The sequence below is a fragment of the Streptomyces sp. NPDC040718 genome (assembly GCF_055593565.1).
This window is the reverse complement of record NZ_JBVIXO010000006.1, coordinates 444,481-465,597: the sequence shown is the minus strand read 5'-3', so window position 1 is coordinate 465,597 and position 21,117 is coordinate 444,481. Positions and strand designations below refer to the sequence as shown.

The following is a 21,117-nucleotide window of genomic DNA, read 5'->3' as shown; positions in this document are numbered from 1 at the left end:
CCCGCCGCCGATGGCCGCGAACGCCGACAATCCGCCCATATCCGCAGAGCGGATCCGGACACCTAGGCGGGGCCGGAGTCGCCCGGGCGGACGAGGCCCGCCTCGTACGCGAAGATCACCGCCTGCGCCCGGTCGCGGAGGTCCAGCTTCCCCAGGACCCGGCCGATGTGCGTCTTCACCGTCTGCTCCGCCAGGACCAGGTGGGCGGCGATCTCCTGGTTCGACAGGCCCCGCGCGATCAGCTCCAGCACCTCCGTCTCGCGCGGCGTCAGCCCGTTCAGCCGCAGCGCCGGATCCTTGCGCGGCGCCGGCCGCTGCCGCACGAAGTCCGCGATCAGCCGGCGGGTCACCGACGGCGCCAGCAGCGCCTCGCCGGAGGCGACCACCCGGACCGCCGCGATCAGGTCAGCCGGCGGGGCGTCCTTCAGCAGGAACCCGGACGCGCCCGCGCGCAGCGCCTCGTACACGTAGTCGTCGATGTCGAAGGTGGTCAGCATCAGCACCTTCGGCCGGTGCGTCACCCCCGGCGGCGGGTCCAGCAGCTCGCGGGCGGCCGAGAGGCCGTCCAGCTCCGGCATCCGTACGTCCATCAGCACCACGTCGGGGTGCACCGTGCGCGAGACCAGGATCCCCTGGCGGCCGTCGGGGGCCTCGCCCACCACGTCGATGTCGGCCTGCGCGGACAGCAGCGCGGCGAACCCCGCCCGCACCATGGCCTGGTCGTCGACGATGATCACGCGGATGGTCAACTGGGCTCCTCGGTACCGGAGTCGAGCGGTTCGGGCGGATCGGGCGGATCGGGCGGGTCGAGGGGGAGCCGGGCGGCCACCCGGAAACCGCCATCGGGCAGCGGGCCCGCGTCCAGGGTCCCGCCGGTCAACCGTACGCGCTCGCGCATCCCCACCAGGCCGTGCCCCGTACCGGAACCCTCCAGCTCCACCACCGGGTCCCGGGCCGGGCCGTTGACGACCAGGACCAGCACCTCGCCGTCCTCGGCGGAGTGCGTCACCGAGACGCGGGCCGCCGCGCCCGGGGCGTGCCGCACCACGTTGGCGAGGGCCTCCTGCACGATGCGGTACGCCGACAGGTCCACGGCCGGCGGCACCGGCGCGTCCGCCGGCTCCGCGGCCAGGGAGCACTCCACCGGCTGCCCGGCCCGCACGGTCGCCTCCACCAGCTGCTGGATCCGCGCGATGCCCGGCTGCGGGGCCCGGTCCCCGTCCGCACCGCCGGAGCCCGAGTCGCCCCGCAGCACCGTCAGCAGACGCCGCATCTCGCCCAGCGACTCGCGCGCACTGGCCGCGATCGCCGCGAACTCCTCCCGCACCGGCTCCTCCATGCCGGGCAGCCGGTACGGCGCGGAGTCGGCCTGCACCGTGATCACCGACATGTGGTGGGCCACCACGTCGTGCAACTCCCGCGCGATCCGCGCCCGTTCCTCCAGCAGGGTGCGCCGGGCCCGCTCCGCCCCGCTGATGCTCTCCTGCTCGGCGATGCGCTGCCGCGCGTCACCCAGCCCGCGCAGCGCGCCCGTCACGGCGAGCACGCAGCCGCTGAGCACGAACAGCAGGGCCACGGTGTTCGTCACCCCCGCCGGCGCGAAGAATCCGAGCACCACCCCGGCCCCGCCCGTCGCCAGACCCACCCGCACCAGCGTCCGCACCGGCTCGCGCAGCCCCAGGCAGACCATCAGCGCCAGGTACCCGACCACCGCCATCGGCGTCCACGGCCAGGAGTGCCCGGCCACCCGGTCCGCCCCGGTCAGCAGCACCGCCCCGACGACGTCCGCGACCAGCACGACGCCCCAGGCCGCCAGCGGGCGCGACACCGCCAGCAGCAGCGGCACCGTCTGCGCCACGCCCAGGGCCCCGGCCCAACCGCCGCCCAGTCCGTAGTCGTCGGTCAGCACCGCGATCGTCACCGGCAGCAGCGACACCACGAAGACGCCCATCACGGCGAAGGGCGTCATCCGCTGCCACGCCCTGGGCGCCCGCGCCAGCAACGGCTCGCCCGTCCGCGCGGGCGTCCGCAGCGCCACGGCGAACTGCGCGAACGCGCCGGGCGCACCGGCCGCACCGGCCGCACCGGGCTCCCGGGTCCTCCCGGCCGTCCGGCCCCTCGCGCCCGTCTTTCCCCTACCGGCCGGCTTGCGCACTCTCAGGCTCATGATCCCGCCAGCCTAAGCGCACGCCCCGCCGACCGGGCGGGAGATCCGCCGCCCGGGATCCGCCGCCGTCTCGTTCCCCCGGCGCATCCCGCTCGTTGAGCGGGCATGGAGCTGCTGCCGACCATCGCCGGGCCGGGCGTCGGTGAACGGGCCGACGCCGCGGCCGATGCCGCCTGCCACCTCTACGACGCCGTCGCGCCCTGGAGCGGCGGGGGGCCCGGCGGGTGGAGCCGGAGCGCCGCCGAGGACGCCGCCGAGACCATCGAGACCACCGCGCACGCCCTCGCGTACATCCACCCGCGCGCCGAGGTGATCCTCGCGCCGGTGCACGCGGCCCTGGCGGACCTGCGCCGCCAGCTCGCGCTCGCCCCGGCCGACCCGCTGACCGCCGACGGCGTCCCGGCGACCCCGCGCACGGTCGGCAACCCGCGCCGCACCCGCTGGGTGCGGGTGGTCAATGCGCCAGTGCCCCGGCAACCGCCGTCTGGTACAGCTTCCTGATCTCCGCGCCGAAGTAGGAGCTGTACGAAGTGTCCGCGGTCGGCCCGCCCGTCTTCCAGCCGCCGATCACCCCGACGACGTCGCCGGTCATCGTCTGCGCGTCGTAGCGGGCGAGGAAGGGGCCGCCGCTGGTCCCGCCCGGATAGCCGGTGCAGTCGATCCTCAGGAAGGAACCGGGGCTCTTCGGGTCGCCGCTGGTGAACTTGGTCGTCTTGTTCACGCACACGCGCGGGCGTGCGGCGGGCGCCGGGTGGCCGATCAGGGTCACCTTGGGGTGGTTGAAGGTGGCCCCGGTGACGAGCCGGTTCCCGCCGACGACGTCCTCCACCGGCAGGCCGTCGGCGCCCGGCCCGACCTGGGCGAAGGCCACGTCGAGGGTGGCCGCCCGGTCGGGCCCGTCGGTGCGGTAGCGGGGGGCGATCCACACCTTCGAGCGGCCCGCGGCGTCGCGCAGCACCGGGAAGAGCCCGTACGGGCGCGGTTTCGCGCGCGTGTACTGCGGGACGAAGGCCACCTGGCGGGTGTCCGTGCCGAGCAGGCAGTGCGCGGCGCTGAGCACCATGTCCCGGCTGGGGGAGGAGACCACGCTGGCGGTGCAGAAGTAGGCGCCGCTGCCCTGCATGACGAACATCCGGCCGACGACCGGGACCCCGTTGAAGTCCTGCCCGACGCCGTTCGTGGCCGGCAGGGCCGCCTTGGCGGGCGGGCTCGGTACGGGTACGGTCGCGGGTGCCGGCACCGGTACGGCGGGCTCGGCCGGCGGTTCGGCCGGCGGTTCGGGTGCCGGTACGGGCGGCGCGGGCGTGGCGGCCGCCGGACCGGGCACGGCGGCGTCGGGGGCTTCGGGCACGGGCACTGCGGTGTCGGGGGCGGCGGGCGCGTCCGGCCGGGCCGGTAGGGCCGGGTCGGGAGCCGAGGGCGCGGACGGGGCCGACGGCGGGGGCGGCTCCGGTGTCGCCGGACCGGCCACCACCGCGGCCGGGTCGGCGGCCGGGACCGGGTCCGCGGCCGGCCCCGGTTCGGGTACGGGCCGGGCGGAGGCCATCCGGTCCTCCGTCCAGAAGGCCGTGGCCTCCCGCGCGGACCAGTGCTCGGAGGCCGCCTCGGCCCGCTCCGTCCTCGTGACGGGCAGCGCCCCGCCCGGCAGCATCAGGGCGGCGGCCGCCGCGGCCGCCGCCGTCGCCACCGTCAACAAACGTCGCATCGCTCGCTCCTGTCGTGACTGTCCTAGACGGCCTGGGGGAAACGGAACAGCCGGCCCGGGTCGTAGGCGCGCCTGACCTCCTCCAGGCGGGGGAGGTTGGACCCGTAGTAGGCCTCGCGCCAGCCGGAGAGTTCCGGATCGGCGTAGTTCTGGTAGGCGCGGCCGCCCGCCCACGGGCGCAGGTCCCGCCACAGCCCGTCGAGCCAGCCCCGGTGCCGGGAGACCTCGGCGGCGGTCGCCGACTCCGGCCAGTACGCGAGGTACTGGGCCAGGAAGGCGCTGTCCCGGTGCACGAACGCGGTGGCCGCCGCGGGCACCCGGTTCACCGCCCCGCCGCACACCCCGTCGAACTGGACCACCCCGAACCCGCCGCCCGGCACCTCGCGCCCGTACCGCCGGACCGCGGCCAGCACCGCCGCCACCGCGCCGTCGGGCAGCCCGTCCCCGCCCCAGAAGTCGGAGCGGGCCGCGTACGAGTCCCGCCCCAGACGCCCCCGCGGATCCCGGCCGGGCAGCCGCCCCGGCAGCCTGCACTGCTCGGGACCGCGGTCCGCGCAGCCGGCCATGGCCCGCACGGTGTCCCCGTATCCCCGTACGACGGTCCAGCCGTCCCGCGCCTCCCGGCCCACCAGGCCGGCCAGCCGGGTCAGCTCCCGCTCCAGCTCCGCCCGCCCGTCCAGGCACACCGCCCTGAAGGAGGGGACGGCGTCCCGGCCGGCCTCCACGGTGAACTCCACCTGGCTCCAGAACGGGTCCGGCAGCCCGGCCAGCCAGCGCTGCCAGCCGCGTACCACCGCCGCGGAGTCCCCGGCGGACCAGTGCAGTTCGGCGTACGCGGCGTCGCCGACCGGATGGGTGCGCAGCCGGAACTCGGTGACCACGCCGAAGTTGCCGCCCCCGCCGCCGCGCAGCGCCCAGTACAGGCCGGGGTCCCGGTCGGCGCCCACCTCGCGGACCACCCCGTCCGGGGTCACCACGCGGGCGCCGGACAGCCGGTCCGAAGTGGTCCCGTACGCCCGCGAGCCCAGCCCCAGCCCGCCGCCGAGGGCGAGCCCGGCGATGCCGACGGAGGGGCACAGCCCGGCGGGGACGCCCAGGCCGCGCGCGGCGAGGGCGGCGTGCACGTCGGCGAGCCGGGCGCCCGCGCCGACCCGCACCTCGTCGCCCCGGACCGCCACCGAGGCCATCGCCCCGGTGTCCACCACCAGTGCCCCGGCGGCCGTCGACCACCCGGCGTAGCTGTGGCCGCCGCCGCGCGGCACCACCGCGGCGGCGGAGCGGCGGGCGAAGTCGAGGCAGACGGCCACGTCCCCGGCGTGCGCGGGATAGGCCACCGCCGCGGGCGCGACAGTGTCGTAGCGGGGCTGGAACAGCTGCCGGGCCTCGGCGTAGTCCGCGTCCCCCGGCAGGACCAGCCGGCCGTCCATCGAGCGGCCGAGCGCCCCGAAGTCGGGCCCCGCCCCGGCCGCCGTACGCGCACCCCGTCGCGTCCCGCCGCCCCGTACGCCGTCCGCCCGCGCGCTCGCCCCGGTGGCGGCGACGACGGCGGCTGCCGTACTCGCGAGGACCCGGCGGCGTGGAAGGCTCATCCCTCCTTCCTGCCACCGCCGCGCCCGATCGCCGAGCAGGCGGGACCGCCGGGCGCGGCTTCCCGCCCGAACGGACCACGGCCGCGCCGACGCCGGGCGGGCGGGCGGCCCGGCACCGGCCTCAACGTTCCGCCAACGCCGCCAGCGCCGCGCGGGCCGCGCTCTCGCCCTCCTCGTACGCGTGGGCCCGCGCCTCCCGGACGGCGTCGTCGAGCTGGCGCGCCGCTTCGCGCCTGCGGCCCGTCGCCGCCAGCGCCTCGCCGTACAGGGTGCGCAGCACCACCCGCCGGGGCGCCGCGGCGGGCGGGGCGGCGAGGGCCAGGCCGCGGACCGCGTGGTCGGCGGCCTCCTCGGGCGCGCCCACGGTCAGCAGGTGCTCCGTGAGGTGCTGGTGGGCCAGGGCGGCCGTGTCGGTGCGTCCCGCCCGCTCCGCCAGGGCGAGCGCCGAGACCAGCAGCTCCGCGGGCCGGGCCCGTTCGCCCGCCCGCACGAGGGCGACGGCTAAGTTGATCCGGGCGATGGCCTCCGCGTTGGCGTCGCCGGCCAGGGCCGCGAGGCCCGGCGCCAGCTCCAGCTGCGCGAGGGCCTCCTCCGGGCGGCCCTCCTCGGACAGCACCCAGCCCAGCAGCGCCCGGGTGCGCGACTGGGCGCCGGGGTCGCCGTCCGCTTCGGCGCAGGCCAGCGCCCGTTCGAGCAGGGGCACCCAGCCGTCGCGGACCTGCCACACGATCAGCGGCCACTGGAGCAGCACCAGCCGCCAGGCCCGGTCGTGCAGCCCGGCGGCGACGGCCGATTCGACCGCGCCGCGCAGCGCCTCCCGTTCGGCGGAGAACCAGGCCAGGGCGTCCGCACGGTCGGCGAACGGCCGCACCGGAGCCGTCGGCCGGGCCCCGGCGGGCAGTGCGCAGCAGGGCTCGCTGCCCGGTTCGGCGGCGGCGCAGGCCGCGAGGAGCGTGCGCAGCCAGTGGTCGAGCAGCCGCAGCAGCCCCTCCGGGTCGTGACCGGGCGACAGGCTGCGGGCGTACAGCCGCACCAGGTCGTGCAGTACGTAGGACTGCGGGCCCGCCTCCACCACCAGCTGGGCGGCGGCCAGCTGGTCCAGGGCGGCGGCGGCCTGGCTGAGCAGGCAGCCGCCGAGCGCGGCGGCGGTGCGGATGTCGAGGGCGGCCCCGGTGTGCGGTCCGAGCTGGTGGAACATCCGCCGGGCGGGCTCCGGCAGGTGCTGCACCGTGAGGTGGAGCGCGGCGGCGACGCCGGTGTTCCCCACGTTCAGCAGGTCCAGCCGGGTGTGCTCGTCGGCGAGTTCGCCGGCGAAGGCGGCGAGCCCCTGGTGCGGGCGGGTGGCGAGCCGGGCGGCCGCCACGCGCAGGGCCAGCGGCAGGCCGTCGCACAGCCCCGCGAGGTGCGCCGCGGCCTCCGGCTCGGCCGCGATCAGGTCCGCGCCCAGGACGGCGGCGAGCAGCTCGGTGGACTGCGCGGCGGGCAGCTCGCGCACCGGTACGGGGCGGGCGGCGTCGGAGACCACCAGCTCGCCGAGCCGGCTGCGGCTGGTGATGACCGTGACGCAGGCGTCGCCGCCGGGCAGCAGCGGCCGCACCTGTTCGGAGTCACGGGCGTTGTCGAGTACGACCAGCATCCGGCGCCCGGAGGTCAGCTCCCGGTAGCGGGCACCGAGGGCCTGCGGGGAGTCGGGCATCCGCTCGGCCGGGAGGCCGAGCGCGAGCAGGAACTCGCGCAGCACGGAGGTGGTGTCCCTGGCCGGGATGGGGCTGTAGCCGTGGAGGTCGGCGAAGAGCCGGCCGTCGGGGAATTCCGCGCGGTGCCGGTGCGCCCAGTGCAGGGCCAGCGCCGTCTTCCCGACGCCGGCGCTGCCGGTGAGCATGACGACGGGGCCGGGGTCCGCGGCCGCCTCCCGGTCGAGCGCCGCCAGTTCGCCGGTGCGGCCCGTGAAGCCGCCGGGCCGACGCGGCAGCAGCTGGGGTCCCGTCACGGCGCGGGCGGCCGGTGGCGCCTCCGCGTGCCCTGCTCCGGCAGCGACGGCCACACCGGGGCCGGAGCCGGTCCCGCCGATTCCCGCGCCGGTCACCCCGGTCACCCCGGCCGCCCCGGACTGCCCGTCGGCGCTGCCGACGACGCGCAGCCGGGCTTCCCCGGCGGGCTCCCCGGACACCACGGCGGGTGCCCCGGCGGCCGTGCCGGCCGTCCTGACGGTCACCGCCGCGGGCGCCGTGGCCGCCCGCGCGGGTTCACCGGCCCGCAGCAGAGCGGTGTACGCGTCCGAGAGCACCGCTCCGGGATCGACGCCCAGCTGCTCGGCGAGCAACTCGCGCGTGCGGTGGTACCAGTCCAGCGCGTCCGACTGCCGGCCCGACCGCCCCAGCGCCAGCATCAGCGCCGCGACCAGCGGCTCCCGCAGCGGGTGCAGCACGGCCTCCGCCCGCAGCAGGGCCGCCGCCGCGGCGTGCTCGCCGAGCAGCGCGTGCGCTCCGGCCAGTTCCTCCACGGCGGCCAGCCGCAGCTCGTCCAGCCCGTGGGCGGCGGCCTCCAGCAGGGGCCCGCCCACGGTCCCGCCCAGCGCGGGCCCCTCCCACAGTGCGAGCGCCTCCCGCAGCAGCCGTACCGTCCGGGCCGGTTCGTGCTGCTCCCGGGCGAGCCGGTGCAGCCGTTCGAAGCGGTGGGCGTCCACCAGGGACTCGGGCAGCCGCAGCGCGTACGCCGTTCCCTGGGTGAGGAGTTCGACCCCGTGGGCGGACGCGCCGTGCTCGGCGAACAGGGCGCGCAGCCGCGAGACGTGGCCCTGCAGTACCGTTCGGGAGTGCCGCGGCGGGTCCTCGTCCCACAGTGCCCGGGTCAGCCGGTCCACGCCGACGGCCGCGTTGGGCCGCAGCAGGAGCATCGCCAGCAGGCTGCGCCGCTTGGCGGGGCCCAGCTGCACGGGCCTTCCGCACTCGGCCACCAAGGAGACCGTCCCCAGCACGCGGAACTCCATGCATGCCCCTTCCATTCGCTTTCCCCGGCCGAGCATATGTCTCCGTATTTCGGTTCCTGAGGGGGGTCCCGGCCAATCGCCGCGGCCCCTGCACGCCACCCCGCACCGCCCGTACCTGCGGCAACGCCCGAGCGGCCACCGGAACGGCCGTGTGGCGCAAGGATCGGTGACGCTCCGTTAGCCCGGCGTTAGGACCGCGTTTGCGGGCGCTGGAAGGCTTCTCCACGCCGGGCGGTCCGCACCACGGCGCCCGCCCTCCCATCCCCGTGGGGGCGGGGGCCGTGAGGGCCGGCCGGCATCCTCCGAAGACGAGTGGGAAACAGGGAGTCGGCTTCATGGCCTTGTCCATCGTCCGTGCCTCGGCCCTCGCGGCCTCCACCCTCGCCCTGGCGGGCGTCGCCCTCACCGGTGTGGCCTCGGCCGCCCCGGCGCCGGGCCAGAACCCGGCGGCGGCCGCCGGTTACTGTCACGTGTCCGGCCTCGGCGGCGACTACATCTGCGAGTACGGGGAGGCGTGGCAGACCTTCCCGAACGGGCAGCGGCAGGTCTTCATCGTCGGCACCGACTTCGCGGTGTGGACCCGGTACAGCCACGCGAGCGGCGGCTGGTCCGGCTGGGAGTCCATGGGCGGCGAGGTCCGCAGCGGGGTCCGGATCGAGGGCAACAACACCTGGAACCCCACGGTCTCCGTCGTGGGCATGGACGGCGACCGCTGGTCCCGCCACCGTCTGAACAGCGGCAGCTGGACCGCCTGGCAGAGCTGACGCCCTCCCCGAAAGCCCCGGGCGGGTAGCGGCGCTGCACCTCCGCGAGCCCGCCCGGCCCCCCACCGCGCGGCGCGCGGGCCAATCGGGGTCCAGGCCTGCGCGCCGGGCGCGGTCGCCGCCGCGGCCGCCCCGCCGCCGCGCCTCAGGCGGCCGGATCCCGCAGGCCCTTGCGGGCCAGCAGGAACCCCTGCGGGCCCTGTTCGTCCGCGCCCGGCTCCCGGACCGTCCGGGCCACTTCCGCCAGCCCCGCCCCGGCCAGCAGCGAGGCGATCAGCTCCGGCGGGGTCCCGTACACGTCGAGGTCGACCGGATGCCCGTAGGCGTGCTCCAGCCGGCGCCGCTCGTCCCCCGCCTCGAACGCGACCAGCACATGGCCCCCCGGCGCCAGCACCCGGGCGAACTCCACGAAGACGGAGGGCAGTTCCTCCGGCGGGGTGTGGACGGTGGAGTACCAGGCCAGGACCCCGCCCAGCACCCCGTCCGCAATGTCCAGCCCGGCCATCCGTCCCACCTCGAACCGGAGCCCCGGATGGCTGCGCCGGGCCACCGCCACCATCGCGGGGGAGAGGTCGACGCCGAAGGCCCGTACGCCGAGGCCGTCCAGGTACGCCGTCACCCGGCCGGTGCCGCAGCCCAGGTCGGCCACCGCCCCGCCGCCCCCGCCGAGCACGTACTCGGCGAAGGCGTTCAGCACCGCCCGGTCCAGGGGCCGGCCCTCCAGATCGCCGCTCAGCAGCCGGGCGTGGTCGACCGCGACGGTGTCGTAGGACGCCTGGACGGCACTGAGGCGCGAGGTCTGTGTCATGCCCCTGAACAGTAGCCGCCCGACCGGCCGCCTCATCCCCCGGAGGTTCCGCCCCGGTCAGCCTCCGGCGAGCGGCGAGGGCAGCTCCGCCCACTGGTCGCCCGGCACCCCCGGACTCAGCCGCATCAGCGTGAGCGCCTTCACCGGCAGCGGCCCGCTCCGCAGCGCCGCCGAGTCGGCGGTGGGCGCCGTACCGTCCAGCCCGGCCGCGAGGCAGTCGGCGAACGCCCCGGCAGAGCCCGCCGTCGAGGCGAGTGCCCCGGCCGCCAGGGAGCCGAACAGCTTGCGCCGCAGCACCGTCTCGTCGTCCGTGACCAGCCGGCCCGACAGGGGCGGCACCGGCAGCCCGTGCCGGGCCAGGCGGGCCGGGCTGATCCGGATGTCCGCCAGGTCGCGGTAGACCAGCCGCAGCGGGCTCCCGTCGGGCGCCAGCACCACCAGCAGGTTCTGCCCGTGGGCCTCCAGCGCCACCCCGAGGTCCAGCACCCTCAGGCACACCGACAGCGCCAGCCGCGCGAACTCGGCCCGCCAGGCGGCCGAACCCGCCGGCTCCGTACCCGCCAGCGCCGCAACCGGCACGACCCGCTCGCCCGGCCCCGCGTACGCCTCCGGGGGCTCGCGGAGCACCGCCGCCAGGTCCGGGCTGTACGCGGTGGCCGCGCCCAGGGTCCGGGTGATGTGCAGCCGTCCGTCGAGCCGTTCGGTCAGCGCGTGGGCGAAGGCGGAGACCACGGCGGCCGTCTCCACCGAGTACGCGGAGATGTCCCGGACGGAGGAGGTCAGCCGGGTGCTCAGCGCCGTCTTCACATGCGGGCCGCCCGCCGCCGGGGCGAGGGTGCGCAGCGCCATCAGCGGATGCGCCCCGAACCCCGGCAGGACCTCCTCGCCCTTCAGGACGTGCTCGGCCTGCCAGGGGTGGACCGGCACCAGGACCCGGTCCCCGTCGCGCAGGTGCTCCGGCCACTCCCCGGCCACCAGGCACTCCGCGGCCCGTACGGGGACCAGCCCGAGGTCCACCACCGGCCGGTGTTCCGGGGCGTACGCCAGCTGCTCGGCCACCGTGAAACCGGGCCGGGAGCGGCAGTTGGGGTGGTACGGGTGCCCGTCCACCACCCGCTGCTCCCACTCCCACCCGGCCGACGGCTCCGGCTGCTCCCCGCCCGGCTGCCCGGCCCGGGACAGCGCCAGGGAGGCGGTGCTGTCGTCGAGCTCGGCGGCGAAGGCGGAGCCGTGCGGCACCCGCAGCGCCCGGACCAGCCGGGCCGCCTGCCGGTGGGGCCGCCCGTCGAGGCGCACCTCGCCGACCCGCGAGCCCGTCGCGTACGGGTCGGCGGGCGGCCCCTCCAGCCGCCCGCCCCCGGCCAGCAGCAGGCTGAGCGAGTCCGGCCCGTGCTCCCGGCGCACCACCCACGGCAGCGGTTCGAAGGCAAGCGCCCGCCACAGCCGGGTCAGCACGGCGGAGCGGGCCCCCTCCAGCGAGGCCTCGTACGCGGCCCCCAGCCCGGGCCGTACGCCGGCCAGCGCGACGGCGACGGCCTCCTCGGCTGGGGTGGCGGGGGAGTGCCCGGGGTCGGGCGGGGAAACGTGCCTGCTGCGGTCCAGGGGTCCGGTCCTCTCAGGTCGGTCAAGCCGATGATCACTTCATCATCGCGGATACTGAAGATCACGGCCGGTGGTCCTTTCCCACGCACCGCCGGCACCCCGCAGACGGACCGGATGGAACCCGTGGACCTCAACACCGCCGCCGACGCCCTCAGCGCCGCCCCGCTCCTGAACTGCCTGCTCAGGGAGGTGGGCGAGGCCGAAGGCGGGCAGGTCCACCGGCTGCGCGGCAGCGGCCGGCTGCTGCGGGTCTCCGGAGGCCGCCGCCCGGCCGGCGCGGAGCTGCGCACGGCGGACGGCTGGCACCGGCTCGGCCACGCGGAGCTCGTCAAGCTCGTCTCCGACGAACTGCACCGCTGCACGGGCGTCTCCAACGACGAACTGCCCGGGGAGATCGACGACAGCCGCGAGGCGGTCGCGGCGCTGCTGGCCGCCCGGGCGGCCGCCGAGGCGCCCGAGGACCCGTACGTCCGGTCCGAACAGGCGCTGGTGATGGGCCATCCGCACCACCCCGCCCCCAAGGCCCGGGGCGGCGCGCCCGCCGCGAGCTGGCTGCCGTACGCCCCCGAGGCGCACACCCGCTTCCCCCTCGTGGTGCTCGGGCTGCGCGAGGACCAGGTGGCCGAGGAGGGCGGTCCGGCCGCCGCCGACGCGGTCGACGCACTGGCCGGGATCCTCGACGGCCCCCGCCCGCCCGCCGGATACCGGGCGCTGCCCGCGCACCCCTGGCAGCTGGAGCTGGTCGGCGGCCGCCGGGAGGTGCGCGAGGCCTTCGCCGACGGGCGTCTGCTGCGGCTGGGCCCGACCCGGCTGCCGGTGTGGCCCACCGCCTCCGTGCGGACCGTGTACGCCCCAGGCCCGGACGCCGACCTGTTCGCGAAGTTCAGCCTCGACGTCCGGATCACCAACGACGTGCGCCGGCTGTGGCGGCACGACCTGCTGAAGCTGCGCCGCACCGACTCCGCCGTGGAGGCCGCCTTCGCCGATCTGCGCCGCCGTACCGGATCGGGCGCGGTGTGGCTGAGCGACCGCGGGTACCGCACCGCCGACTTCGCCTTCGAGGAACTGGCCGTCCTGGTCCGCGACGGCCTGCGCACCGGGGTGGCGGCGGGCGCGGTGCCGCTGCTGTCCGCGGCCCTCGCCGAGGGGTTCGCCGGCAGCCCGCTGGAGGCCGCCTCCGACCCGGCCGCCTGGTGGCGGGCGTACCTGCGCCATGTCGTGCCTCCGGTCCTGGACCTGTTCGCCCGGCACGGGATCGTGCTGGAGGCCCACCTCCAGAACTGCCTGGTCGCCGTGGACGGCCGGGGCATGCCGGTGCAGGCCCTCTTCCGCGACGCGGAGGGCGTGAAACTCCCCGGGGACATGCCGCGCGAGGGCGCCTGGCAGCGGCTCGTGTACTGCCTGGTCGTCAACCACCTCGCGGAGGTGGGCGGAGCCCTGGCCGAGCACCACCCCGGGGCGGCCGGCGGGGTGTGGCCCGCGGTCCGCGAGGAGCTGCTGCGCTACGACGCCGCGTACGGCCTGCCGGAGATCGCGGAGCTGCTCGCGGCCCCCGCGCTTCCGGCCAAGACGAACCTCCTGCTGCGCTGGACCCGGGCGGACGGCGCCGACGCGCGCTACCTGCCGCTGCCCAACCCGCTGCGGGGGGAATGAGCGGGCGGTGGACGGGCGCGGGATTCGGCCAAGGTGGGCCGGGCCGCCGGAACCCCCGTACCGAAAGGTATAGACCAATGCTAGGTTGGCCGGGCAGACCGCGCAGTCCTTGACCACCCGTCAGAGGAGAAGCCATGCCCTCCCCTTCGCGGGGCGGCGGCCCGGCCGCCATGCCCAAGTACCAGCGGATCGCCGCACAGCTGCGGGACGAACTCGACCGCGCCGCCCGGACCTCCGGCGGCAGACTGCCCTCCGAACGCACCCTGGCCGCCCGCTACGAGGTCAACCGGCAGACGGTCCGGGCCGCGCTCCAGGAGCTGCGGGCCGACGGACTGGTCGTCACGGGCCGGCGGGGCACCCGGGCCGCGGCCCTGCCCGGCGCCGGGTACGCCGCACCCCCCGCGCGCCCCGGCTCCCGGCCCGCCCCGACCCGGCAGGCCGGCCCCGGCCCCCGCCTCACCCGGACCCGGCTGACCCTGGTCACCGTGCCGCCCTCGCTCGCCGCCCTGCTCGGGATGGCCGGCGGGGAGCGCACCCTGGTGCACCACCGCCACGTGCACGGGCCCGGCGGGCGCGTGATCCGGCACACGGTGACGTACCTCTGCCCGCGCACGGTGGCCCGCACCCCGGAGCTGGCGGCCTACCTCGACCGGCCGGACGGGGCCCGGGCCGAGGACCTGCGGCCGCTGCACCGCTGGCTGGAGCGGGCCGCGGCGCGCGGCCGGACCTCGGAGACCATCACGATGACCCGTACCACCCATCCGGCCGGAGCCGCGCCAGCCTGCGGGCTGTCCGTGCGCCGCACCGTGCACGACGGCTCCGGGCGGCTGCTGGCCGTCACGGACCTGGCGTTCACCGACTGGGACCGGCTGACCTTCCACCGCGAGCCCGAGGCGATCGCCTTCCGTGTGACGTAGCACACGTACGGGTGGCGCGTACGGGGCGTGCGGCGCGGCCTACTCCGGGACGGCCGGGGCGTGCGGCGCGGCGGTTCCGGCGGCGCCGGGGGCCCCGGTGAGCAGCGCGAGCAGGCCGGCCACCTGCACCCCCGCCTCGGCGGGGTGCCGGAACATGGCGCCCGCCGAGATCTCGTAGCGGTTGCGCCGCCCGTCACGTACGCGCCGCAGGTAGCCGTCCGATTCGAGGTCGGTCACGATCGCCTGGACCGTGCGCTCGGTGAGCGCGCACACGAGGGCGACATCCCTCACGCGCGCCTCGGGATCCCGGGCGAGAGTCACCAGGACGCGGGCGTGATTTGTGAGAAATGTCCAGTTCTCTCTGCGTGTCGGGCTCCCCATGCGGTCATGATGCACACTCGGTTCACGTGATACAAGACGTGAAAAGCAATTCCGGTATTTCTTGACGTGTGAGCGGATCCGGTCCAGAGTCGAGGGCAGTCAAGGTCCCGCGCCGCAAGCCGACCAGCCCAAGGAGCGAACCCCATGCCGGTCCCCGCCCGCCCCTCCCATACCGCCGACCCCGCCGAGGCCCGTACCGTCGGACCCCTTCTCCCCGGCCCCCGCCACAGCGGCCGGGCCGCCGCCCGCGCAGCCGGTCTGCCCCGCATCGACGAACCCCGCGAGGTGGCCCCGGCGGACGCGCGGGAGCTGTCGAAGGTGTTCTTCGGGCGGCTGCGCGAACTGGAGGAGGGCACCCCCGAGTACCAGTACGTGCGCAACACCCTGATCGAGATGAACGCCTCGCTCGTCCAGTACGCCGTCCGCCGCTTCCGCGGCCGCGCCGAAGGCTCCGCCGGCGACGTCGACGACCTCGTCCAGGTCGGCACCATCGGCCTGATCAAGGCCATCGACCGGTTCGACCCGGCCCGCGAGAACGAGTTCGCCACCCTCGCCATGCCGTACATCACGGGTGAGATCAAGCGCCACTTCCGCGACACCGCCTGGGCCGTCCACGTCCCGCGCCGTCTCCAGGAGCTGCGCATCGACATAGCCAAGGCGAAGGAGGAGCTGACGGTCCGGCTCGACCGCTCGCCGACCGTCCGCGACCTCGCCGCGTACCTCGACCTCACCGAGGAGCAGGTCATAGAGGGTCTGGTCGCCGCCAACGGACACACCAGCGGCTCCCTCGACGCCCCGCACGCCGAGCACGGCGACGGACCCGCCGAGGGCCACACCCTCGCCGAGGTGCTGGGCGAGGAGGAACCGGCCCTGGAGCTCGTGGAGGACATCCAGACCCTCGCCCCGCTGCTGGAACGGCTCAGCGACCGCGAACGCACCATGCTCCGGATGCGCTTCGGCGAAGAGCTGACCCAGGCCCAGATGGGGGCCGCCCTCGGCATCTCCCAGATGCAGGTCTCCCGGCTCCTCACCCGGCTCCTCGCCCACCTGCGCACCTCCATGCTCGCCGACGCCGAGACGGGTCCCGGGCGGCACGGCCGCTGACCCCCCTCGGCACCCAACCCCGGCGTGAGTTGGATCACTTCACCGTTTGCGGCGGTGAAGGCCGGGCATGCGGGCCGCTGGAGCGGAACCGCATGCTCCGGCCGATGGGCCGGAGCGGCGCGGACCGCGCGGGCCGATCCCGCCCCGCTCCCCGGCCCGCGGCCACCGGCGGCGGGCCGGACCCGGTACGACCCGCGAGGTGTATGTGTCCACGCTCCAGGCCGAGCACGTCTACAAGGTGTTCGCCAGACGACCCGACCGCCGGGCGGCCGCGGTCCGCGCGCTCGAACGCGGCGCCGACCGCGACGAACTGCGCGCCGACGGCACCACGGCGGCGGTGATCGACGCCTCGTTCCGCGTCGAGCCGGGTCAGATCTTCGTCGTGATGGGCCTGTCGGGCTCCGGCAAGTCCACCCTCCTGCGGATGCTCAACGGACTGCTGGAACCCACCTCCGGCCGCATCCTCTTCGACGGCGAGGACCTCACCGCGCTGACCCCGCGCGAGCTGCGCCGCGTACGCTCCACCCGGGTCTCCATGGTCTTCCAGCACTTCGCGCTCTTCCCGCACCGCGACGTCCTGGCCAACGCCGCCTACGGTCTGGAGGTCCAGGGCGTCCCCCGGGCCGAGCGCGAACGCCGCGGCGCCGAGGCGCTCGCGCTGTGCGGGCTCGGCGGCTGGGAGAACTCCTGGCCCGACGAGCTCTCCGGCGGCATGCAGCAGCGCGTCGGCCTCGCCCGCGCCCTGGCCACCGACGCCGACCTGCTCCTGATGGACGAGTCCTTCAGCGCCCTGGACCCGCTGATCCGCCGCGACATGCAGGACCAGCTCCTCGAACTCCAGCGTTCCCTGAAGAAGACCATCGTCTTCATCACCCACGACCTCAACGAGGCCATGCGCCTCGGCGACCGCGTCGCCGTCATGCGCGACGGCCGGATCGTCCAGCAGGGCACGGCCGAGGACATCCTCACCCGTCCCGCCGACGACTACGTCGCCTCCTTCGTCCAGGACGTGGACCGCTCCCGCGTCCTGACCGCCGACGCCGTCATGGACGTCCCCGCCGAGGACGCCGGAGCCTGCGCCTGCCCCACCGTCAGCCCCGACACCCCGCTCGCCGACCTCTGCTCCGTCAGCGCCCGCGTGCCCCACCCGGTCGCCGTCGCCGGCGCGGACGGCGCCGTCGTGGGCTCCGTGCCCAAGGACCGGCTCGTCGCCTTCATCGGCGACGAGCAACGGCCCCCGATGGCCTGCGCGGAGGTGGCCGCCTGATGCCCCGCCTGCACCTCGGAGCCTGGGCCGACAGCACCGTCGACTTCCTCCAACGCCACCTGTCCTGGCTCTTCGACACCGTCAGCACCCTGGTCGGAGGCCTCTACGACGGCACGAACGCCGTGCTGTCCGCCCCCGCGCCGCTGCTCTTCGCCGGCCTCCTCGCCCTCGGCGCCTGGTGGCTGCGCGGCCTCCTCGCGGGCCTGCTCGCCTTCGGGGCCTTCGCGCTCGTGGACTCCGTGGCCCTGTGGGACGAGGCCATGTCCACACTGTCCCTGGTCCTGGTCGCCACCCTCGTCACACTGGCGTTCGCCCTCCCGCTGGGCATCTGGGCCGCGCGCTCCGACCGGGTCAGCGCCGCCCTGCGGCCCGTGCTGGACTTCATGCAGACCATGCCGGCCATGGTGTACCTCATCCCCGGCATCATCTTCTTCGGCGTGGGCGTGGTCCCCGGGATCATCGCCACCATCGTCTTCTCCCTGCCACCGGGCGTACGGATGACCGAACTCGGGATCCGCCAGGTGGACACCGAACTGGTCGAGGCCGCAGAAGCCTTCGGCACCGCCCCGCGCGACACCCTCGTACGCGTCCAGCTGCCGCTGGCCCTGCCCACGATCATGGCGGGCGTCAACCAGGTCATCATGCTCGGCCTGTCCATGGTGGTCATCGCCGGCATGGTCGGCGGCGGCGGACTCGGCGGTGCCGTCTACCGGGCCATCGGCAGCGTCGACATCGGCCTCGGCTTCGAGGCCGGCCTGTCCATCGTGGTCCTCGCCATGTACCTGGACCGGATGACCGGGGCCCTGGGCCGCCAGGTCTCCCCGGTCGGCCGCCGGGCACAGGCCCTGGCCCGGTCCGCCGCGAGCGGCACGGCCCGGCTGTGGAACCACCGCCCGCAGCCCGCGTACGCCGTTACCGCGGCCGTCGTCCTCGCCCTCGTCGCCGGCGGACTGAGCACCTTCGGCGGCTCCGGCTCCCCGGCCGCCGCGACCGGCGCCCAGAACACCGGCGAGGGACGGAAGGTCAGCATCGGCTACATCCCCTGGGACGAGGGCACCGCCTCCACCTACCTGTGGAAGGAGCTGCTGGAACGCCGGGGCTTCAAGGTGGACGCCCGGCAGCTGGAGCTCGGCGCGCTGTTCACCGGCCTCGCCGGCGGCCAGGTCGACTTCCAGACCGACGCCTGGCTCCCCGTCACCCAGGCCCGGTACTGGGAGAAGTACGGGAACAAGCTGGACGACCTGGGCTCCTGGTACGGGCCCACCTCCATCGAGCTCTCGGTCCCCTCGTACGTCAAGGACGTGCGCTCCCTGGAGGACCTCAAGGGCAAGGGGGCCCGGTTCAAGGGCCGGATCATCGGCATCGAGCCGAGCGCCGGCGCCATGTCCGTGCTGAAGGAGAAGGTCCTCAAGGAGTACGGCCTCGAAGGGGAGTACCAGGTCGTCGACGGGTCCACCCCCGGCATGCTCGCCGAGCTGAAGCGGGCCTACGAGAAGGAAGAGCCCGTGGTGACCGTGCTGTGGTCCCCGCACTGGGCGTACTCCACCTACGAGCTGACCAAGCTGGCCGACCCCAGGGGCGTATGGGGCGAGGGCGACGGCATCCACACCCTCACCCGCAAGGGGTTCGCCGCCGACGAGCCCGAGATCGCCGCCTGGCTGCGCTCGTTCAAGCTGACCGAGGCCCAGCTCACCGGCCTGGAGGCGAAGATCCAGGAGATGGGCAAGGGCAAGGAGCAGCAGGCCGTCCGCGCCTGGCTCGCCGACCACCCGGAGGTGGCCGCGCTCGCCTGACGCACCACGCGCCGGGGCGCCCGGGACCACCTGGTCCCGGGCGCCCCGGCCTGCGCGTACGCGGCTCAGCCCACCAACACCCGATCGTCTCCGGGCCGGTCCGCCCGGGGCTCACTGCCGCGCACCCGCGGCCGCAGCGGCCACCACAGCGAGCGGCCCAGCAGCGCGGCCAGCGCCGGCACCAGCACGGCCGACAGGACGAACGCGGACAGCAGGATCCCGACCGCCGTCGCGAAACCGGTCTGCTGGGTCCCGGCGTGCGGGCTCACGGCCAGGCTGCCGAAGGACGCGGCGAGCACCAGCCCGGCCGTCGCGATCGCCGGCGCGGTGTGCCGTACGGCGCGGGCCACCGCGGCGCGGGCCGGTCCCGGGCGTTCCATCTCCTCCCGGAGCCGGTCGCTGATCAGGATGTTGTAGTCGGTGCCCAGCGCCACCACGAACAGGAACAGCACCAGCGGCAGCGTGAAGTCCACGCCCGGCCGCCCCAGACCGTGCTGGAAGACCAGGGCCGAGGCCCCCAGCGTGGCCGCGAAGCCGAGCCCGACCGCGAGCATCAGCACCAGCGGCGCGAGCACGCTCCGCAGCAGCACCAGCAGGATCACCGCGATCAGTACCGCCGCCACCGGGAAGATGACCTTCAGGTCCTTGTCCACGGCCACCGCGATGTCCGCGAACACCGAGGCGGTTCCGCCGACATGGGCCTCGGTCCCGGCCGGCAGGTTCGCCCGGACCGTCTCCCGCACCGGCCCGGAAACCAGGTCGCGGGCCTGCTGCCCGCCGGATTCGACGTTCAGCAGCAGGTCGATCCGGGCCGCCTTCCCGTCCTCGCTCAGCACCGTCGGCGCGACGCCGCCCACCCCGGGGACCCGGGCGAGCGCCCCGGCCAGCCCGGCCACCCGCTCCGCGCCGAGCGGAGCGCCGTCCTTCGCGGCGACGAGCACGCTCGTCGGGTCCGAGACCCCGGCGGGCAGGGCGCGGGAGATCTCCCCGGCCGTCTCCACCGCCGCGGTCCGCTCGCCGCCCGCGCCGGACTGCCCGTAGTCCATGCGGATCCCGGCCACACCCGCCGTCAGCGCGCCGAGCAGCGCCAGCGAGGCGAGTACCAGCACCACCGGACGCCGGGCGGTCAGCCGGCCGAGCCGGCCCGCCACGCCCTCACGGGGTTCGTGCTTCAGGGCGCGCGAGGGCCAGAACATCTTCCGGCCGGTCACGGCCAGCAGCGCCGGCATCAGGGTCAGGCTGCCCAGCAGCATCACCAGCACCGACACCGCGATCGCCGGGCCCAGCACCCGGAACTGGCCGAAGGAGGCGATCCCGAGGGTGGCGAAGGCGGCCACGATCGTCAGCGCCGCCGAAGTGACGGCCGTGCCCACCCGGCCCGCGACCTCCGCGGCCGCCTCGCGCCCGCTCTGCCCGGGGTGCCGGCGCAGCTGCTCGCGGAAGCGGAACAGCAGGAAGAGGAAGTAGTCGATCCCGATGCCCATGAGCACCACGTTGATCAGCCCGGGGGTGGAGGGGGCCAGCCGGATGCCGCTCGCCATCGACGCCATGATCACGCTCCCGGCCGCCGCGCCCCCGATGACCGCCATCGCGAGCAGCGGCAGCAGCGCCGCGAGCACACTGCGGAAGACCAGTACGTGGAGCAGCACGATCAGCCCCATCACCACCGCGCCGACCACCGTCGACCGGGTCTTCTCGGCGTCGGCGGTGTCCACCGTGGCGGCCAGCCCGCCCGTGAACCCGGTCCGCAGGCCCGCCCCGCCGAACGCCGCCCGCGCCTGCTCGCGGAACGCCTTGTAGGTGCTCTGCACCCCGGGGTCCTGCGGATTGCCCTTCAGCTCCACCGACAGCAGCCGGAAGGACCGGTCCGGAGCCGTCATCCCCGCGCCGATCCTCGGCGTCTGGGAGTGGTCCTCCATGAAGGGCGCATCCTCCTCCTGCTTCGGCATGACGACCTTCTGGCGGGCCAGCCGCTGCGACACCTCCTCGATCCGGCGCTCGTCGGGAGCGGTGAGCGCCGCCCCGTCCGTACGGGCCACCAGGACCGTCAGCGGGTCGGAGTCCGGCCGGGCCCCGAAGCTCTCCTCGGAGATCCGCAGTGCGGCCGCCGAATCGTACGAGGCGGGCAGGAAGCCGTCGTTGCCGGGCTGGGTGGCGCGGAAGACGAACACCTGGCCGAGGATGGCCAGCCCGATGCCGAGCACCGCCCACAGGGCGATCACCTTCCACGGGTTCCTGGTCGAGCATCCCGTCAGGGCGCGGATCACTGTTCTCCTCCGGTCTTTCCGTGCGGATTCCGGCCCTCGCGGCCGGCCGGTATCCAGACCATCAGCGGCCGGAGCGGAAAACGTCCTGGCGGAGGAGGATCCCGCCGCCGG

General features: G+C 75.8%; 16 protein-coding genes. 7 read left to right on the top strand and 9 right to left on the bottom strand.

Annotated features, from left to right (window positions below; all coding sequences use genetic code 11):
- Positions 1-62: 62 nt before the first annotated feature.
- On the bottom strand, positions 63-749 hold the full coding sequence (locus ACZ597_RS19015) for a response regulator (RefSeq protein ID WP_471331198.1): 687 nt from the start codon (positions 747-749) through the stop codon (positions 63-65).
- On the bottom strand, positions 746-2,167 hold the full coding sequence (locus tag ACZ597_RS19010) for a sensor histidine kinase (RefSeq protein WP_471331195.1): 1,422 nt from the start codon (positions 2,165-2,167) through the stop codon (positions 746-748). Before ACZ597_RS19010 ends, ACZ597_RS19015 begins: the two co-directional genes overlap by 4 nt.
- A gap of 105 nt (positions 2,168-2,272) precedes the next feature.
- On the opposite strand from ACZ597_RS19010, the gene ACZ597_RS19005 reads away from it, so the two are divergent.
- Positions 2,273-2,668, top strand: a complete 396-nt coding sequence (locus tag ACZ597_RS19005; protein WP_471331193.1) for a hypothetical protein — start codon at positions 2,273-2,275, stop codon at positions 2,666-2,668.
- Here the strand turns inward: ACZ597_RS19005 and ACZ597_RS19000 are convergent.
- The 3 genes from ACZ597_RS19000 to ACZ597_RS18990 all read right to left on the bottom strand — a co-directional run bounded on the left by ACZ597_RS19000 (position 2,622) and on the right by ACZ597_RS18990 (position 8,450).
- Complete coding sequence (locus tag ACZ597_RS19000; protein ID WP_471331190.1) at positions 2,622-3,872, bottom strand: hypothetical protein; 1,251 nt, start codon at positions 3,870-3,872, stop codon at positions 2,622-2,624. The two genes, ACZ597_RS19005 and ACZ597_RS19000, sit on opposite strands and share 47 nt — an antisense overlap.
- Before the next feature lie 23 nt (positions 3,873-3,895).
- Positions 3,896-5,461 carry an FAD-binding oxidoreductase gene (locus ACZ597_RS18995; RefSeq protein ID WP_471331188.1) on the bottom strand — a complete coding sequence of 522 codons (1,566 nt, stop codon included), beginning with the start codon at positions 5,459-5,461 and terminating at the stop codon, positions 3,896-3,898.
- Between the two features lie 121 nt (positions 5,462-5,582).
- Positions 5,583-8,450: an AfsR/SARP family transcriptional regulator gene (locus tag ACZ597_RS18990; protein ID WP_471331185.1), complete on the bottom strand. Its 2,868-nt coding sequence runs from the start codon at positions 8,448-8,450 to the stop codon at positions 5,583-5,585.
- Between the two features lie 335 nt (positions 8,451-8,785).
- Between ACZ597_RS18990 and ACZ597_RS18985 the strand changes: the two genes are divergently transcribed.
- The gene (locus ACZ597_RS18985) at positions 8,786-9,214 is read left to right on the top strand and encodes a DUF8189 domain-containing protein (RefSeq protein WP_471331183.1); all 429 of its coding nucleotides are present in this window, start codon (positions 8,786-8,788) and stop codon (positions 9,212-9,214) included.
- Between the two features lie 145 nt (positions 9,215-9,359).
- Here ACZ597_RS18985 and ACZ597_RS18980 read toward each other — a convergent pair whose 3' ends face one another.
- Both ACZ597_RS18980 and ACZ597_RS18975 read right to left on the bottom strand, forming a co-directional pair.
- Entirely contained in the window at positions 9,360-10,022 is a 663-nt protein-coding gene (locus ACZ597_RS18980) for a class I SAM-dependent methyltransferase (protein ID WP_471331180.1), read from the bottom strand.
- A 57-nt stretch (positions 10,023-10,079) separates the two neighbouring features.
- Positions 10,080-11,624 carry an IucA/IucC family protein gene (locus ACZ597_RS18975; protein WP_471331360.1) on the bottom strand — a complete coding sequence of 515 codons (1,545 nt, stop codon included), beginning with the start codon at positions 11,622-11,624 and terminating at the stop codon, positions 10,080-10,082.
- 114 nt (positions 11,625-11,738) lie between these two features.
- On the opposite strand from ACZ597_RS18975, the gene ACZ597_RS18970 reads away from it, so the two are divergent.
- Positions 11,739-13,277 carry an IucA/IucC family protein gene (locus tag ACZ597_RS18970; RefSeq protein ID WP_471331177.1) on the top strand — a complete coding sequence of 513 codons (1,539 nt, stop codon included), beginning with the start codon at positions 11,739-11,741 and terminating at the stop codon, positions 13,275-13,277.
- Between the two features lie 134 nt (positions 13,278-13,411).
- Positions 13,412-14,194, top strand: a complete 783-nt coding sequence (locus ACZ597_RS18965) for a GntR family transcriptional regulator (RefSeq protein ID WP_471331175.1) — start codon at positions 13,412-13,414, stop codon at positions 14,192-14,194.
- 39 nt (positions 14,195-14,233) lie between these two features.
- On the opposite strand, the gene ACZ597_RS18960 is transcribed toward ACZ597_RS18965, so the two are convergent.
- Positions 14,234-14,575, bottom strand: a complete 342-nt coding sequence (locus ACZ597_RS18960; protein WP_471331172.1) for a MarR family transcriptional regulator — start codon at positions 14,573-14,575, stop codon at positions 14,234-14,236.
- Positions 14,576-14,719: 144 nt separating this feature from the next.
- Here ACZ597_RS18960 and ACZ597_RS18955 point away from each other — a divergent pair, with 144 nt between their 5' ends.
- The 3 genes from ACZ597_RS18955 (at position 14,720) to ACZ597_RS18945 (ending at position 18,739) form a co-directional block, all read left to right on the top strand.
- The gene (locus ACZ597_RS18955; protein WP_471331169.1) at positions 14,720-15,679 is read left to right on the top strand and encodes a SigB/SigF/SigG family RNA polymerase sigma factor; all 960 of its coding nucleotides are present in this window, start codon (positions 14,720-14,722) and stop codon (positions 15,677-15,679) included.
- Positions 15,680-15,884: 205 nt separating this feature from the next.
- Complete coding sequence (locus tag ACZ597_RS18950; RefSeq protein WP_471331357.1) at positions 15,885-16,946, top strand: quaternary amine ABC transporter ATP-binding protein; 1,062 nt, start codon at positions 15,885-15,887, stop codon at positions 16,944-16,946.
- Positions 16,946-18,739 carry an ABC transporter permease/substrate binding protein gene (locus tag ACZ597_RS18945; protein WP_471331167.1) on the top strand — a complete coding sequence of 598 codons (1,794 nt, stop codon included), beginning with the start codon at positions 16,946-16,948 and terminating at the stop codon, positions 18,737-18,739. Before ACZ597_RS18950 ends, ACZ597_RS18945 begins: the two co-directional genes overlap by 1 nt.
- A gap of 65 nt (positions 18,740-18,804) precedes the next feature.
- On the opposite strand, the gene ACZ597_RS18940 is transcribed toward ACZ597_RS18945, so the two are convergent.
- Entirely contained in the window at positions 18,805-21,006 is a 2,202-nt protein-coding gene (locus tag ACZ597_RS18940; protein ID WP_471331164.1) for an MMPL family transporter, read from the bottom strand.
- Positions 21,007-21,117: the final 111 nt, after the last annotated feature.